The organism is Carnobacterium mobile DSM 4848 (assembly GCF_000744825.1).
GTDB lineage: Bacteria > Bacillota > Bacilli > Lactobacillales > Carnobacteriaceae > Carnobacterium_A > Carnobacterium_A mobile.
Map to the genome: position 1 here is coordinate 2,037,153 of NZ_JQMR01000001.1, position 14,147 is coordinate 2,051,299.

Annotated in this window: 8 protein-coding genes and 1 pseudogene; all 9 read left to right on the forward strand. The window is 34.6% G+C overall.

Annotation, left to right across the window (positions count from 1 at the left end):
* The first annotated feature begins 219 nt into the window (after positions 1-219).
* The 9 genes and pseudogenes from BR87_RS09720 to abc-f all read left to right on the forward strand — a co-directional run bounded on the left by BR87_RS09720 (position 220) and on the right by abc-f (position 13,812).
* Positions 220-1,197, forward strand: a complete 978-nt coding sequence (locus BR87_RS09720; RefSeq protein WP_035031523.1) for an AraC family transcriptional regulator — start codon at positions 220-222, stop codon at positions 1,195-1,197.
* Between the two features lie 184 nt (positions 1,198-1,381).
* A pseudogene (locus BR87_RS09725) lies at positions 1,382-2,596 on the forward strand (PTS sugar transporter subunit IIC).
* Positions 2,597-2,598: 2 nt separating this feature from the next.
* Positions 2,599-3,975 carry a glycoside hydrolase family 1 protein gene (locus BR87_RS09730; RefSeq protein WP_035031525.1) on the forward strand — a complete coding sequence of 459 codons (1,377 nt, stop codon included), beginning with the start codon at positions 2,599-2,601 and terminating at the stop codon, positions 3,973-3,975.
* 2 nt (positions 3,976-3,977) lie between these two features.
* The gene (locus tag BR87_RS09735) at positions 3,978-5,681 is read left to right on the forward strand and encodes a glycoside hydrolase family 3 protein (RefSeq protein ID WP_425304599.1); all 1,704 of its coding nucleotides are present in this window, start codon (positions 3,978-3,980) and stop codon (positions 5,679-5,681) included.
* 18 nt (positions 5,682-5,699) lie between these two features.
* Positions 5,700-6,356, forward strand: coding sequence for a beta-phosphoglucomutase (gene pgmB / locus BR87_RS09740; RefSeq protein ID WP_035031527.1), 657 nt, complete (start codon positions 5,700-5,702; stop codon positions 6,354-6,356).
* 616 nt (positions 6,357-6,972) lie between these two features.
* On the forward strand, positions 6,973-7,833 hold the full coding sequence (locus BR87_RS09745) for an AraC family transcriptional regulator (RefSeq protein ID WP_035031530.1): 861 nt from the start codon (positions 6,973-6,975) through the stop codon (positions 7,831-7,833).
* 163 nt (positions 7,834-7,996) lie between these two features.
* Positions 7,997-9,322, forward strand: coding sequence for a PTS sugar transporter subunit IIC (locus BR87_RS09750; RefSeq protein WP_051929815.1), 1,326 nt, complete (start codon positions 7,997-7,999; stop codon positions 9,320-9,322).
* Positions 9,323-9,379: 57 nt separating this feature from the next.
* On the forward strand, positions 9,380-11,599 hold the full coding sequence (gene bglX, locus BR87_RS09755) for a beta-glucosidase BglX (RefSeq protein WP_035031533.1): 2,220 nt from the start codon (positions 9,380-9,382) through the stop codon (positions 11,597-11,599).
* A 587-nt stretch (positions 11,600-12,186) separates the two neighbouring features.
* Positions 12,187-13,812: a ribosomal protection-like ABC-F family protein gene (gene abc-f, locus BR87_RS09760; protein WP_035031535.1), complete on the forward strand. Its 1,626-nt coding sequence runs from the start codon at positions 12,187-12,189 to the stop codon at positions 13,810-13,812.
* Positions 13,813-14,147 lie beyond the last annotated feature (335 nt).

Sequence of the window (14,147 nt, forward strand, 5' to 3'; positions counted from 1 at the left end):
ATAAGCTTATAATTTTCAACTGAAAAGTCCATTAAAGAAAAAACGGCTATAGTATTTCACGAACTATCGGTAGTTCATGACTTTATTTCTAAAAGGATAACAATTAAGTATAAGTAAATAGCTTAGCGAGTTAAACAGTGGAAAAGTGCATAAAAATTTGTATACCTATTTTTTTAGATAATGGTATGATTTATTTAAAATCAATGAAGAGGGAAAAATATGGAAATGAACAATTTAGATACTTTTCTTGAAGATAGACAAAAGAAAGTTGAATGGAAAGCCATCAAACATGTAGCTTTGGAAGACAGAGAAGTTGTTGATGGAATTGAAGTTTATCGTTTTCGTTTTAATATGGATAAAAAGTTAGATAAAATAAATGATAGTTTAAATATTTCTCAACAACCATACGGCTCTTTTGTACCTTGGCATTTTCACGATTATATGGAAATTATGTATGCTTTTAAAGGTTCTTGTAATGTATTGCTTGTGGATGAAAAAATCTCTTTGACTGAAGGTAATATTCTGATTATTGATAAAAGAACACGCCATCGGGTAGAGGAGGTTGAGAAGGGCACTATTATTCTGAACTTGGTCTTAAAAAAAGATTACCTCACCAATCACTTATTGGTAAGACTGTCTAAAAAGAGTTTAATTACCAATTTTATGTTGCAATCCAGCAAGAAGCAAAAGTTTGAAAAAAGCTTTCTTTTGTTTCTTACCCAAAAAAAAGATGAACCTTGTAGTATTTTGGCGAAAATTTTATGTGAGTATTACAATATGCGAGAATTTTCTGAAGAAATTATCGATTCTTTGATGATTCTGTTGTTTATCGAGTTGATTCGTGGACAATATGTAGAGAAAACAACAGAAAATAAAATAGCAGACAAATATACGACGATTGATTTTTTACAATATATTGAAAAGAATTATCGAGAGGATAATCTTGAAAAAATGGCGATTTATTTCAATTATCATCCAAATTACCTTTCTCAACGTTTGAAAAATGAAACCGGTAAAAGTTACATGAATTTACTTCAAGTTCAGAAAATGACGGTGGCAACAGTCTTGCTGATAAATACAAATTTATCAGTTGAAGAAATCGTGGATGAGATTGGTTATTCATCACTTTCTTTCTTCTACAAAAAGTTCAAGGAGCTTTTTGGACAAACACCAAAAAAATTCCGTGAGAATCTTTGAAAAGAGGAATTTCCTCTTTTTTTTTATGATTATTTTATGTGAAAGCGCTTGTTAATATGAGGGTATCATGAAATAGGAGGAAGAAAAAATGAAATGGTTTATGAATTTTATGGAAAAAAAGTTTATTCCAGTGGCAACTAGTATTTCTAACAATAAAATTGTTCAAGCAGTCAGTCGTGGGAGTATGAGTTTGATGGCGATTATTATTGTTGGCGCCATCTTTTCATTATTAGGCAGTATTGATTTTTTAGGTTATCAAGCTTTTCTTAGTTCTACTGGGTTGAAAGATTTCTTCGGATTTGTACCAGCAATGACCATCAACGCTATTGGTCTTTACATGGTATTTTTCGTAGCGTACCAAGCTTCTAAAATCTATGGCAAAAGCGATGGAGCAGTGAGTGCAGCAATTTTAGCAGTAGTTAGTTTTCTAATTCTTATTCCATTGAAGGAAATCATGGAAGAAGGAGCTGTACAACCAACGATTACTTTAGATACGGCTTATATTGGATCTAAAGGTGCATTTGCAGCAATCATCACAGGACTACTTGTTGCAAAAATATACCAAGTTGTTATTGATAAAAATTGGACGATCAAGATGGGCGGAGAAGTACCTCCGCAAGTATCAAAGTCTTTTACAGATATAATCCCAGCATTCATCATATTGACTATTTTTGCATTGGTTCGTTGGGGATTTTCAGTAACTAGTTTTGGCTCAACTACTGACTTTGTTTATACAATTTTACAAACACCATTACAAACATTAACTAGCTCTTTACCAGCCTTTATCATTCTTATATTAGTAGCTCAATTACTTTGGTTCTTTGGGATTCACGGTTCTTATACGATTTTACCAATTTTAATGCCGATTTGGATTGGTTATATTCAAGAGAATATGGCGGCGTATCAAGCAGGGGAAGCAGTACCGCATGTTTTCAATATTGCCTTATATGATTTAACAACAATTGGTGGTGCCGGCTCAACGCTAGGCTTTGTAATTGTTATGGCAATTTTTGCAAAAAGCCAACAATATCGGAAATTTTAGAAACTGGTTTTAATTCCAGGATTTTTCAATATCAATGAACCACTGATATTTGGATTACCAATTATCTTGAATCCATTGGTTTTTGTACCTTTTGTTTTCACGCCTATAATTATTTTAGTTTTAGGTTATGTAGCAATCATCTTAGGACTAATGCCAGCACCTATCGGGATTTTTATTCCCGCCAGTACTCCTTTAGTTTTTTCAGGATTGATGCAAGGAAGCTGGAAAATAGCCATTTTCCAAGTTTTATCAGTTTTTATTTCCGCAGCTATTTATTATCCATTCTTTAAATTAATGGATAAACAAGCTTTGGAAAATGAAAAAAAAGTAAATGAAGAAAGTCAGGATGCAGTATGAAAATGATAAATGAACGAAAAGACTTTTTATTCGGGGCTTCAAGTTCGGCCTTTCAAATTGAGGGGGCCAACAAAGAAGCAGGCAAAGGATTATCCACCGTGGATACTCGAGTAGTTAAAGAAGGAATCGCAGATACAAGCGTTGCCAGCGATTTTTATCATCGCTGGGAAGAAGATTTGGCACTACTAAAAGAGTTAGGGGTGAAATCTTTTAGATTCTCTATCTCTTGGCCACGTATCTATCCAGAAGGCGAAGGAAAATTAAATCAAGAAGGTTTAGATTTCTACGAAAAAATTATCGATCGATTGCTCGAATACGGCATTGAACCTCTAGTGACTGTCTATCATTTTGATCTTCCACAAAATCTTGTAGATAAATACAATGGATGGCTTGGACGAGAAACGATCTATGCTTATGAAAACTATGCTAAGACTCTTTTTGAGTATTTTGGTGAAAAAGTAAAGTATTGGATCAGCATTAATGAACCTTTGATGGTCATGTATTCGAAAGATTTCAATGGAATCCGCAAACTAAATGACGCAGCGTATCAAAAGGCAAATTATCAAATGATGTATCATATGGCATTAGCGGAAAAATTGGCTTTTAAATGGTGTCATCATTTGGTGCCAGGTGGAAAGATTGGTCCGGCATCAGCTTTTCAAAATATTTATCCAGCTTCGGCATCTGCTAAAGATGTTGAAGCTGCGATGACTGCAGAAGAACTATTAAGTTTTACATTGTTGGATCTTTCTGTTCGTGGAAGTATCCCAAACAGAATTCAAAAAATGCTTAAAGACCAAGATATGTATCCTGAAACAGAAGAGGAAGACGCAGGATTACTGCATTCTGAAAGTGCAGATTGGATTTGTTTCAATTATTATGCCAGTTTGTGTGCAGAAGAATACCGCGGAAAAGATGATAGCTCTATGCCACCTTTCTTTCGCTCAAAATTTTATCGAATCGTCTCCAATCCAATGGGAAACCAGTCAGAATGGATGATTTTTGGAACAGATTCCGTTGGTTTGAGACTGTCAATCTACAAACTGTGGCAACGATACAATTTGCCGTTGATGATTACTGAAAACGGCTATGCAAATAGTGACGAGCTTGAAGAGACCGGGGAAATTCATGATCAAGACAGAATCACTTATTTACAGGAGCATTTAGAACAATGTTTCCAAGCAATCGATGAAGGAATCCCGTTATTAGGTTATTCACCGTGGTCTTTTTTAGACTCCTTAAGCGGACGTGAAGGGTTTGCCAAGCGATACGGCTTTGTCTATGTGAATCGAACAGATCAAGATTTAAAAGATTTAAAACGATATAAAAAAGACAGCTTTTACTGGTATCAACAGCTGATCCAAGAAAGTGAGAGATAGTTATGCAAGTGTCAGATTTGAGCTTATCACCCTATTTCTTAAGTTCTGAACAAATTAATTCTATTCAGGAAAAACTGAAAACTATGTCAATTGAAGAAAAAATTGGACAATTATTTTTTGTGATTGGTCCAGATGATGAACAAGTTGATTTGGAGTACTTCATAAGTAAGTATCAACCAGGTGGTGTAATGTACCGGCCAAGTACAGCTGAGAAAATAAAAAGTCAAATCGCTGTTCTCCAAAAGGTATCTAAAATTCCATTATTTACAGCTGCAAATCTGGAAGCAGGTGGAAATGGTATTCTCACAGAAGGAACCTATTTTTCACAGCCTCTAGGTGTGGCGGCAACAGGTGATTCCAACAATGCTTATCAATTAGGAAAAATTGGAGGAGCGGAAGGAAAGTCTGTAGGAATCAACATGGCTTTTGGACCTATTGTAGATATAGATTTGAATTTTCAAAATCCAATCACCAATACGCGCACATTTGGAAGTAGCCCAGAAACAGTAATAACATTTGCGAAACAGCAAATGGAAGGTTTTAAGGCAGAAGGCGTAATTCCTGTTATCAAACATTTTCCTGGAGATGGAGTTGATCAAAGAGATCAACATCTCTTAAGTTCTGTAAATATTTTATCCACAGATCACTGGGACCAATCATTTGGAAAAGTCTATAAATCATTTATTGAAGAAGATATTCCTGCTATTATGATTGGTCACATTTTGCTGCCTGAATACGTTCAGTTGCTAAATCCCGAAAATGATAAAAGCCAACTGTTACCAGCGTCTTTATCCTCTGAACTTATTCAAGGTTTGCTTAGAAGGAAACTAGGGTTCAATGGATTAACTATTACTGACGCCACACCGATGATCGGCTATAATGCAAGTCTTCCTAGAGAAATCGCTATTCCAAGCAGTATTGCTGCAGGGATTGATATGATTCTTTTTAATAAAAATATCGATGAAGATTACCTTTTCATGAAAAATGGACTAGCGAAAGGACTTGTAACAGAAGAACAAATAAACCAAGCGGTTCTGAGAATTTTAGGAACAAAAGCAGCCCAAGGAATTTTTGAAACAAAAGTCAGTGAAGGCTCAAGTTCACTGGCAAAAGCCGTGAAAGAAAAGTATTCTTTAGCGACCGTGAAAAATGCTAAAGAAGCAGTGACCTTAGTGAAAGATACAAAAAATTATCTTCCTTTATCGCCTAAAAAGACCTCTCGAATCAGATTGTATGTACTGGGAGACGAGGACACTGGTGGCTTCAAGCAAGGTGGGCAAGTAGGAAACCTATTTAAAGAAAAACTAACCCATGAAGGTTTTGAAGTCACTATTTTTGATCCGGAAAATTTGGATTTTCATGAAGTATTTGAAGAGGGAGTAGCAGATCTAAAAGAAAAATTCGATTTGGCGTTCTATGTTGCAAATGTAGAAACAGCAAGCAATCAAACAACAACAAGAATTAATTGGATCCCTTTAATGGCAGCAAATGCGCCTTGGTTTGTTCAAGATATTCCTACTATTTTTGTGTCTACGGCAAATCCTTATCATTTGTTTGATGTTCCTATGGTTCCAACCTATATCAACGCTTATTCATCAAATAAAGAAACAATTGATGCCGTGATAGAGAAAGTAATGGGAAGAGAAGAGTTTGTAGGAAAAACGCCAGTAGACCCTTTTCAGAATACTTTTGGTGTCAGATTTTAGAAGAGGTGGATATAGCTAATGATTAGAGGAGTAATATTTGATTTAGATGGTGTATTAGTCAATACAGCAAAATACCATTTTTTCGCATGGAAAGAATTAGCAGATGAGTTAGATATCGTTTTTACTGAACAAGATAATGAAAGATTAAAAGGCATATCAAGAATGGATTCTTTAGATATCTTGCTATCGCTTGGGAATAAAGGAAAAGTTTATTCTGAAGAAGAGAAAGCAGGACTAGCAGCTAAGAAAAATGATCGATACCTTACGTATATTGAAACAATGGATAGTTCTGAAATTTTACTTGGTATAGAAGCAACTTTACATGATCTTAGAAACAAAGGAATAAAAGTTAGTTTAGGTTCAGCAAGCAAAAATGCACCTATTATTTTAAAGCATACTGGATTGGTTAAGTTTTTTGATGCAATTGTGGATGGAAACGAAGTGGCTAAAGCGAAGCCGAATCCAGAGGTGTTCCTTTTAGCGGCAGAAAAATTAGGATTAAAAAGCGCAGAATGTGTTGTGTTTGAGGATGCAGAAGCAGGTTGTCAAGCAGCCAAGTCCGCTGGAATGCCTATAATTGGTGTTGGGAAAAAGGAAAACTTGCCGACTGCAGATTTGCATATTCAAAACTTCGAAGATATGAATATAGAAACTGTTTTTCATTCATTCAATTAAGTTTGGCACTTATAGAGTTCAAAAGGTTCGAGAAACGCTTAATTAGCAGTGTTTCTCGAGCTTTTTTATTTTAACAAATTGTAGTAATATTTTACTTTTTGATTGAGATGTCAAAAGGGTTCTTTGAGAAAACGAGTAGGTACCTTGAAAGAAATTTTTCCGGAATGCGTGGGGACGCTTGTGGAAAGCCTGGAGATTATAGTATCTAGGCTCTCAAGCTTTGTCATGGCTGTTGCTGCTTCAGCAATTTTACAGACATAATACATTTGGGTTCATGTCCGCAATGCTTCCTTTGAAACATCCTTTTCATGGCTACAAGCAACCCAAATTCCTCCAAAAATTACACATCTCAGTTTTCATTGACGACAATGCAAAAAAATGCTAGCAACTTAAACGTGTGTTGTTATTTTTTCAATCCAGAAAAATCTGATTTTGACACTCCAATCATATAATAGGGCATAACAGACAACTCCTTTTCTTTTGTCGGTTTTTATCTTAAACTAAGCATACAAAAGTTTTGGAGTTGTTTATATTTTTATGTCCTAAAAGATGTAAGAATTTGTAAAGTAGTAAAAGAAGAATATCTAATAAACGATTCTTTTAATAGGAGGTGTTGATGATAACTTTTGAACATGAAACTATCCAACCAAGTGAACAAGTTCCTGTTAAATTATTCAGTTTTGAAGCAATTAGTATAGACCGGATTATACCTAAACATTGGCATAAAAGTGCTGAATTATTGTATTGTATAGAAGGAAAACTGAATGTGTGGATAGATACAGAATTTTATTGTCTAAACGCTGGAGATTTTTTATTTATTAATTCAAACATTGTTCATTCCACACAAAGTCCGACAAAAAACAAAGTCATTGTTTTACAAATTCCACTTTCGTTTTTCCAAGAAGCAACCAAGGGCGGTTATAATAATTATTTCACTATCCGTTTGAATACTTTACTAACGTATGAAGTTAACGGAAAAACAAACTATTTTCCTAAGATAAAACAGCTCCTCTTATCTATGATGAAGTATAACCTTCACAATAATACGCCGGAAAAACTGAAAGTTATAAGTTTATTGTATGAATTGATGTATATAATGGTTGGTAATTTTCAGAATGAAAAAAAGCAAGACTCATTCATTGAAACACAAAAATATATAGAACGGATGACTATAATTACTGAATATATTAAAGAAAATTATAAAGATGAATTACCTCTTGCGACTATTGCTGAAAAATTTAATTTTTCTCCGCCTTATTTTTCTCGTTTTTTTAAGAAATATATGGGTATTACGTATTTTGAGTATTTAAATAGTGTAAGAATGGATGAGGCTTACAAAATGCTTATGACTACTGATGAACCTATAATTGACATTGCTCTCTCAGTAGGTTTTCCTAATACCAAATCTTTTTCTAAATTATTCAAACAAATGTATCATTCAACACCTCATCAACACCGAAAGAAGTACAAAGAATAAAAAGATAAAAAATGCCCTTTTTTTAGATAAATTTCAGGGAGAGAAAGCGGTTTACTTACTTTATACTGAAATTAGGTTAATAATTAATAAAGGAGGGCAGTAAAATTTCATCCTATAACGAATAAAAAATTGTTAGTAGATTTATATGAAAGAGAGGAAAACAATGGATAAATTTATGAATAAATTGGAAGGGTTTTTAAACAAGTATATACTGCCCATTGCCAATCGTGTAAATGATAATAAAGTTATAACAGCAATTAAAGACGGCATGATGTATGCAATACCCGTTATTTTATTTGCTTCTATTGTATTAATTTTAACAAATTTTCCGTTTCTAAATGAAGTTGCACCTGGTTTATCAGAATGGTTAAACGAAATATTAGGTTTCGTTAGCAATAGTACTATGGGATTATTATCTATATTCGTTATTATTGGAACATCAAATAGTTATTCAAAATCAAAAAATATTGATCCGATCTATGGTCTTTTAGCAGCAATGGGAGCATATTTAATTGTAACACCTACTTCTTTAGTTGGGGAAGTTTTAATTGATGGAAAATCTGTTAATGGAGCCGAAATAGCTAACGTTATTTCAACAGAATATTTAGGTGCTTCAGGTATATTCGCAGCTCTTATCATAACGATTGTAGCAATTGCTATTTACGCTAGTATTTATCACAGAGATATTACAATAAAAATGCCAGAAAGTGTACCTGAAAATGTAACAAAACCATTTTTGTCTATTGTACCTTTTGCGTTGACAATGATAGTATTTATCGTCATTCGTAATCTGATGTCACTAACGATATATGCAAGCTTACCAGAGGCCATCAGTCAACTTTTAACAAAACCTTTATTGGGATTAGGAAATAATATTTGGGCTTTTCTTTTCTTAATCTTTATTGGACAAATATTATGGTTCTTTGGTATTCATGGCACAAATATTACAATAAATGCTATTTGGGCACCTATTGCAACTGTCGCGATGGTTCAAAATCTAGAAGCCTACAGCGCAGGAGAGCCATTACCATATGTTTTAACAGCCGCTTTTCTTGCCTTTACAGCTCAAGCTAAATTATCTGAAATTATTGCCTTACTTGTTTTAGGAAAATCTCAACGAGCAAAATCAATTGGGAAAATGTCATTGGTTCCAGCGCTATTCAATATTCATGAGCCATTTATTTTTGGATTGCCGATCGTATTGAATACGACTTTATTCCTACCTTTTGTTTTTGTTGAAGTTATCCAAGCTGGATTAGCTTATTTCTTAATGAACCTTACTGGTGCTATCGCAGTTTTTCAAGTTCCTTGGACAGCTCCGCCTATTATAAGTCAATTAATAGCAACTAACTTTAATCCATGGTCGGTTGTTATTGCGGTCGTTACTTTTGCTGTAGGTTTTATTTTATGGGCACCATTTATCAAATTATTAGATAAACAGTATTTAGAAGAAGAAGCGACAGCTAAAAAGGAAGAAACAACAATATAACCACGAATAAAGTTATTGAAACTATGCTAAAGTTAAATGAAGATAGGATGGATAAAAGTGAAGAAAAAGCAATTAAAAGAACTTGTTAATAATATGTCTTTAAAAGATAAAATCTTCCAGTTACTTCAATTGTCAGGAAGCTTTTATCAAGATGCTCCAGATTTAGTGACAGGTCCTAAAGCAAAACTAGGGATCGAAGACGATGCTATTCAAAATGCAGGCTCAATTTTAAACGTACGGGGCGCTGAAAAAACAAAAGCTATTCAAAAAGAATATATGGAAACAAGTCATAATAAAATTCCGTTGTTATTTATGGCAGATATTATTAATGGATTCGAAACGATTTTTCCAGTTCCAATTGGTCTAGGTGCCACTTGGAATCCGGAACTTATTAAACAAGCTGCTGAAGTTTCAGCACATGAAGCTGCTGTTTCAGGAATACATGTAACTTTTTCGCCAATGGTTGATTTAGTAAGAGATCCTCGTTGGGGGCGTGTCATGGAATCAACTGGAGAAGATGCATTTTTAAATAGTGCCTATGCTAAAGCTTTTGTTAAAGGCTATCAAGGTGATGCTGATGATTTAAGTGATAACAATATTATTGCCTGTGTAAAACACTTTGCAGCGTATGGTGCTCCTGAAGGCGGACGGGAATACAATACTGTTGATATGTCTGAACGTACTCTAAGAGAATATTATTTACCAGCTTATAAAGCAGCATTAGATGCTGGTGCAAAAATGGTAATGACCTCTTTTAATGTAGTGGATGGCATACCTGCAACTGGGAATAAATGGCTTAATAGAGACATTTTAAGAGAAGAATGGGACTTCGATGGGATTCTAATCTCAGATTATGCAGCAATCAAAGAATTAGAAGATCATGGAGTAGTAGAAAATGCGAAAGAGGCTGCAAAGTTGGCACTAGAAGCAGGTGTTGATATTGATATGATGACGTCTGTTTATGCAAACCATTTGGAAGAAGTCATCAATGAGTTACCTGAAACTGAAAAATATATTGATGAAGCAGTATATAGGGTATTAGAATTAAAAAATGAATTAGGACTATTTGAAAATCCTTATCGAGTTGCGAACGCTGAAAAAGAAGAAGAGGTTATTCTATCGGATAAACATAGGAACCTAGCTCGAAAAGTAGTCAATGAATCTCTTGTATTGTTGAAAAACAATAGTACTTTGCCTCTTAACTTAAATCAGAAGATTGCATTAATAGGTCCATACGCAGAATCAACTTCTTTGTCAGGTTCTTGGTCTTTCAGCAGTGACAAAGACAGCACAGTAACTCTTAAGGATGCTTTCTCAGAATGGTTAAACAGTGATCAACTATTAGTAGCTACTGGTTCTAGGGTCGTAGAGTCAGAATTTCTTAAAGATAGTCTAGGCAATTATTATTCTGAAGAAGATGATATGAAGCTGGATGAAGAGGCTGAACTCAAAAAAGCCATTGATTATGCCAAACAGTCTGATGTTGTAGTTATGGCGATTGGAGAACACTATTTACAAAGCGGTGAAGGCGGAAGCCGGGCTGATATAGAACTTCCTCAAGTACAGAAAAAATTGGTTGATGAAATTTCAAAAATTGGAAAGCCAATGGTTGGAATTATATTTAGTGGTAGACCATTAGATTTAAAAGCAGAAGTTAACCAGTTTGACAGCTTGCTTCAGGCCTGGTTTCCTGGTACAGAAGCAGGACATGGAATAGCAGATGTAGTTTTTGGTAAAGTTAATCCTTCAGGGCGATTATCTATGAGTTTCCCATATGATGTCGGGCAAATCCCAGTTCATTACAATGAATTTAATACTGGCAGACCACTAGAAGATTCTGGACATAGTAAACGCTACACTTCAAAATATGTTGATATTCCGAATAAGCCCCTGTTTTCATTTGGCTATGGGTTATCTTACACGACATTCAATTATACTAATTTTACATTGAGTAATAAAATTCTTCGTAAAAATGAAAAAATAACTGTTTCAGTGGAGATTTCGAATGAAGGAGATTATTCTGGAAAAGAAACTATACAAATGTATATTCGAGATATGGTAGGAAGTGTAACCAGACCTATTAAAGAACTAAAAGGGTTTAAACAAGTAAAACTTCAACCAGGTGAAACTAAAACAGTAACTTTTGAAATTGACGAAAGTATGTTGCGATTCTATAATAGAGAAATGTCTTTTGTATCAGAACCTGGAAAGTTTGAAGTTATGATTGGTTCGAACAGCGAAGATGTACAAACATTAGAGTTTACATTAGAAAAGTAATTTAAACATTTTCATAGTAAGTTAATGAGTTAAATAAAAGGACGGCTACAGAGAAATCAATTGCTCTATAGCCGTCTTTGTTTTAATCATCTAAGAAAAGCAACCTTTTAATTGCTTCTAGCATATCAAACGGATTCTGCAGAGAATATGTAAGTCAAAAGCCAATTTTAAAAAAATTTTGGAGATAGATTAGTTTATTTCCTAATTGTTGATATTTCATTTATAAAATTGTGTATTAAGAAAATACGTATAAGTTACTTATTAGAAATGAATTCTAAAGTTGTATGTTTTATGAAAAACACATGATTGAACGCTTTCACTTTCTATGTTATGATTTCTCCAATAAAGAAAGGAGGTGAGAAGATGTTTGCAACTGGTTTAGGTACGAATAAAGTAAAAGGTTTTTTGTATGTTATTCGTGCTGAATTTTCCGCACTTGTTTAGAAATTGGCGTAGTATGCCCTTTTTTAGATAAATGTATGTGAAAAAAACCAGGACGGAGCATCTTCTTACTTCAACAAGTAGGGCGCTGGACTTTGGTCTGTCGCCTTTTTTTGGTGCTTCTTCCATTGTAGGAGGAAGAAGAAATGATTGTTTTTAGTATGCAACAAGTAACGCAACAGTATGGCGCACAAACTATTTTTGAAAAAATGAGTTTAGAGATACAAGAAAAAACACGAATTGGTTTGATTGGCCGTAACGGAGAAGGAAAAACGACTTTATTAAAATTGATTGCCAATAGCGAACAACCTAGTGAAGGCCGTATTTCATGGCGAAAAGGATTGACTGTAGGATTATTGGAACAATCCCCGCAGTTGACTGAGGAGAAAGAAGTTTATGCAGCTTTATATGACAGCTTTGAAGAACTGAAGCAAATGAAAAAACGAATGAACCAATTAGAAATCAGCATGGCCGGGCCGCAGAATGATTTGGAGAAGTTGTTGGAACAATATGGCAAACTGCAAGCTCAATTCGAACGTCAAGGCGGTTATGAAATAGACGCTAAAATCCATCAAGTCGCCACTGGCTTGCAAATCGTTTCTTTATTGGACAAATCATGGCAGCAGTTAAGCGGCGGAGAGCGGACGAAGGTTGGTTTAGCAAAAATACTGTTAGAAAAGCCTGATCTTTTATTATTGGACGAACCAACGAATCACCTAGACTTTTCAGCCATTGATTGGTTGACAGCTTTTATCCGTGATTATGCTGGTACTGTCTTGATTGTCTCGCATGACCGTTATTTTTTAGATGACGTCACGACAGAGACATATGAAATTGATCAAGGCGAGTTATATACCTATTCAGGAAATTATTCTTATTTTATTAAAGAAAAAGAAGAACGTTTACTCAATGAATTTCAGCAATACCAAGATCAACAGAAAAAAATTAAGAAAATGAAAGAAACCATCAAGCGCCTGAAAGAATGGGCGAATCAAGCTAATCCGCCAAATGCCGGGTTGCATCGACGTGCTAAAAGTATGGAAAAAGCTTTGAAACGTATCGAAATGTTGAAAAAACCAACGATGAATCAGAAAAAGATGTCTTTGCAGTTGGATGCGACCGAAAGAACAGGCAAAAATGTATTTAAACTTGAACAAGTCGGAAAAATATATGGCGACCGAATTCTGTTTGAAGAGCTCGACTTGCATATCCGTTATCAAGACCGGGTTGCTATTGTAGGAAGCAACGGTACAGGGAAAAGTACGCTATTAAAACTGCTGCTTGAACAAATCGAACCGGATGCAGGAGAAGTACAAGTAGGCACAAACTTGTCGATTGGCTATTTATCACAGCATACTGTTGAGATGAACCAAAAATTTACAGTCATTGAGGAGTTTCGGGACAAAATAAACGTGACAGAAGGTCAAGCAAGGCACCTTTTAGCGAAATTTCTGTTTTACGGCGAAGATGTATTTAAGCCAGTTAATCGGTTATCAGGTGGAGAAAAACTGCGATTGCGTTGGGCGCAGATGGTGCATTTGGAACACAATGTTTTGATCTTAGATGAACCGACGAATCATTTAGACATTGATTCAAAAGAAGTGTTGGAAGAAGCTTTAAGCCAGTTTGAAGGAACCATTATTGCTGTTTCCCATGACCGTTATTTCTTAGATCATTATTTTCAAACAACCTATGTACTAAAGGAAGGCATGTTGACTCGATTTGAAGGGAATTATACTTTTGCAAAAAAGAAACAACTTTCTATTCAATAGCATTAGAGGTGCTGGAAATAAAAACAAAATAAGTTAAGCGATAATATAAAGGTCAAAAAATAAATTGACAAGCTAAAATAAGGCTGTTAGAATAAGTTTACTTTTATTAAACAAGTTAAAAACCCAAAGGAGGAAGCCAAGATGAAAAAGATGAACTGTGTAAACGCATTGTGTTGTCCATGTTGTATGAACCGCTCATGCGAACAGTTACGATCTTTTAAATTGGCTTCTGATTTACTGATTTAATTTTTTCTCTTTTCTAAGGTAGAGGTGCCTATAGTATTTTTAGGTTTCCCAGCTTTTTATAGAGTGGATGAAAAGGATTTCAGTATGGA

Coding starts and splice junctions, on each gene's coding strand:
- pgmB (WP_035031527.1), top strand. CDS start 5,700: ATGATTAGAGGAGTAATATTTGATTTAGATGGTGTATTAGTCAATACA.
- BR87_RS09745 (WP_035031530.1), top strand. CDS start 6,973: ATGATAACTTTTGAACATGAAACTATCCAACCAAGTGAACAAGTTCCT.
- BR87_RS09750 (WP_051929815.1), top strand. CDS start 7,997: ATGGATAAATTTATGAATAAATTGGAAGGGTTTTTAAACAAGTATATA.
- BR87_RS09730 (WP_035031525.1), top strand. CDS start 2,599: ATGATAAATGAACGAAAAGACTTTTTATTCGGGGCTTCAAGTTCGGCC.
- BR87_RS09735 (WP_425304599.1), top strand. CDS start 3,978: ATGCAAGTGTCAGATTTGAGCTTATCACCCTATTTCTTAAGTTCTGAA.
- BR87_RS09720 (WP_035031523.1), top strand. CDS start 220: ATGGAAATGAACAATTTAGATACTTTTCTTGAAGATAGACAAAAGAAA.
- abc-f (WP_035031535.1), top strand. CDS start 12,187: ATGATTGTTTTTAGTATGCAACAAGTAACGCAACAGTATGGCGCACAA.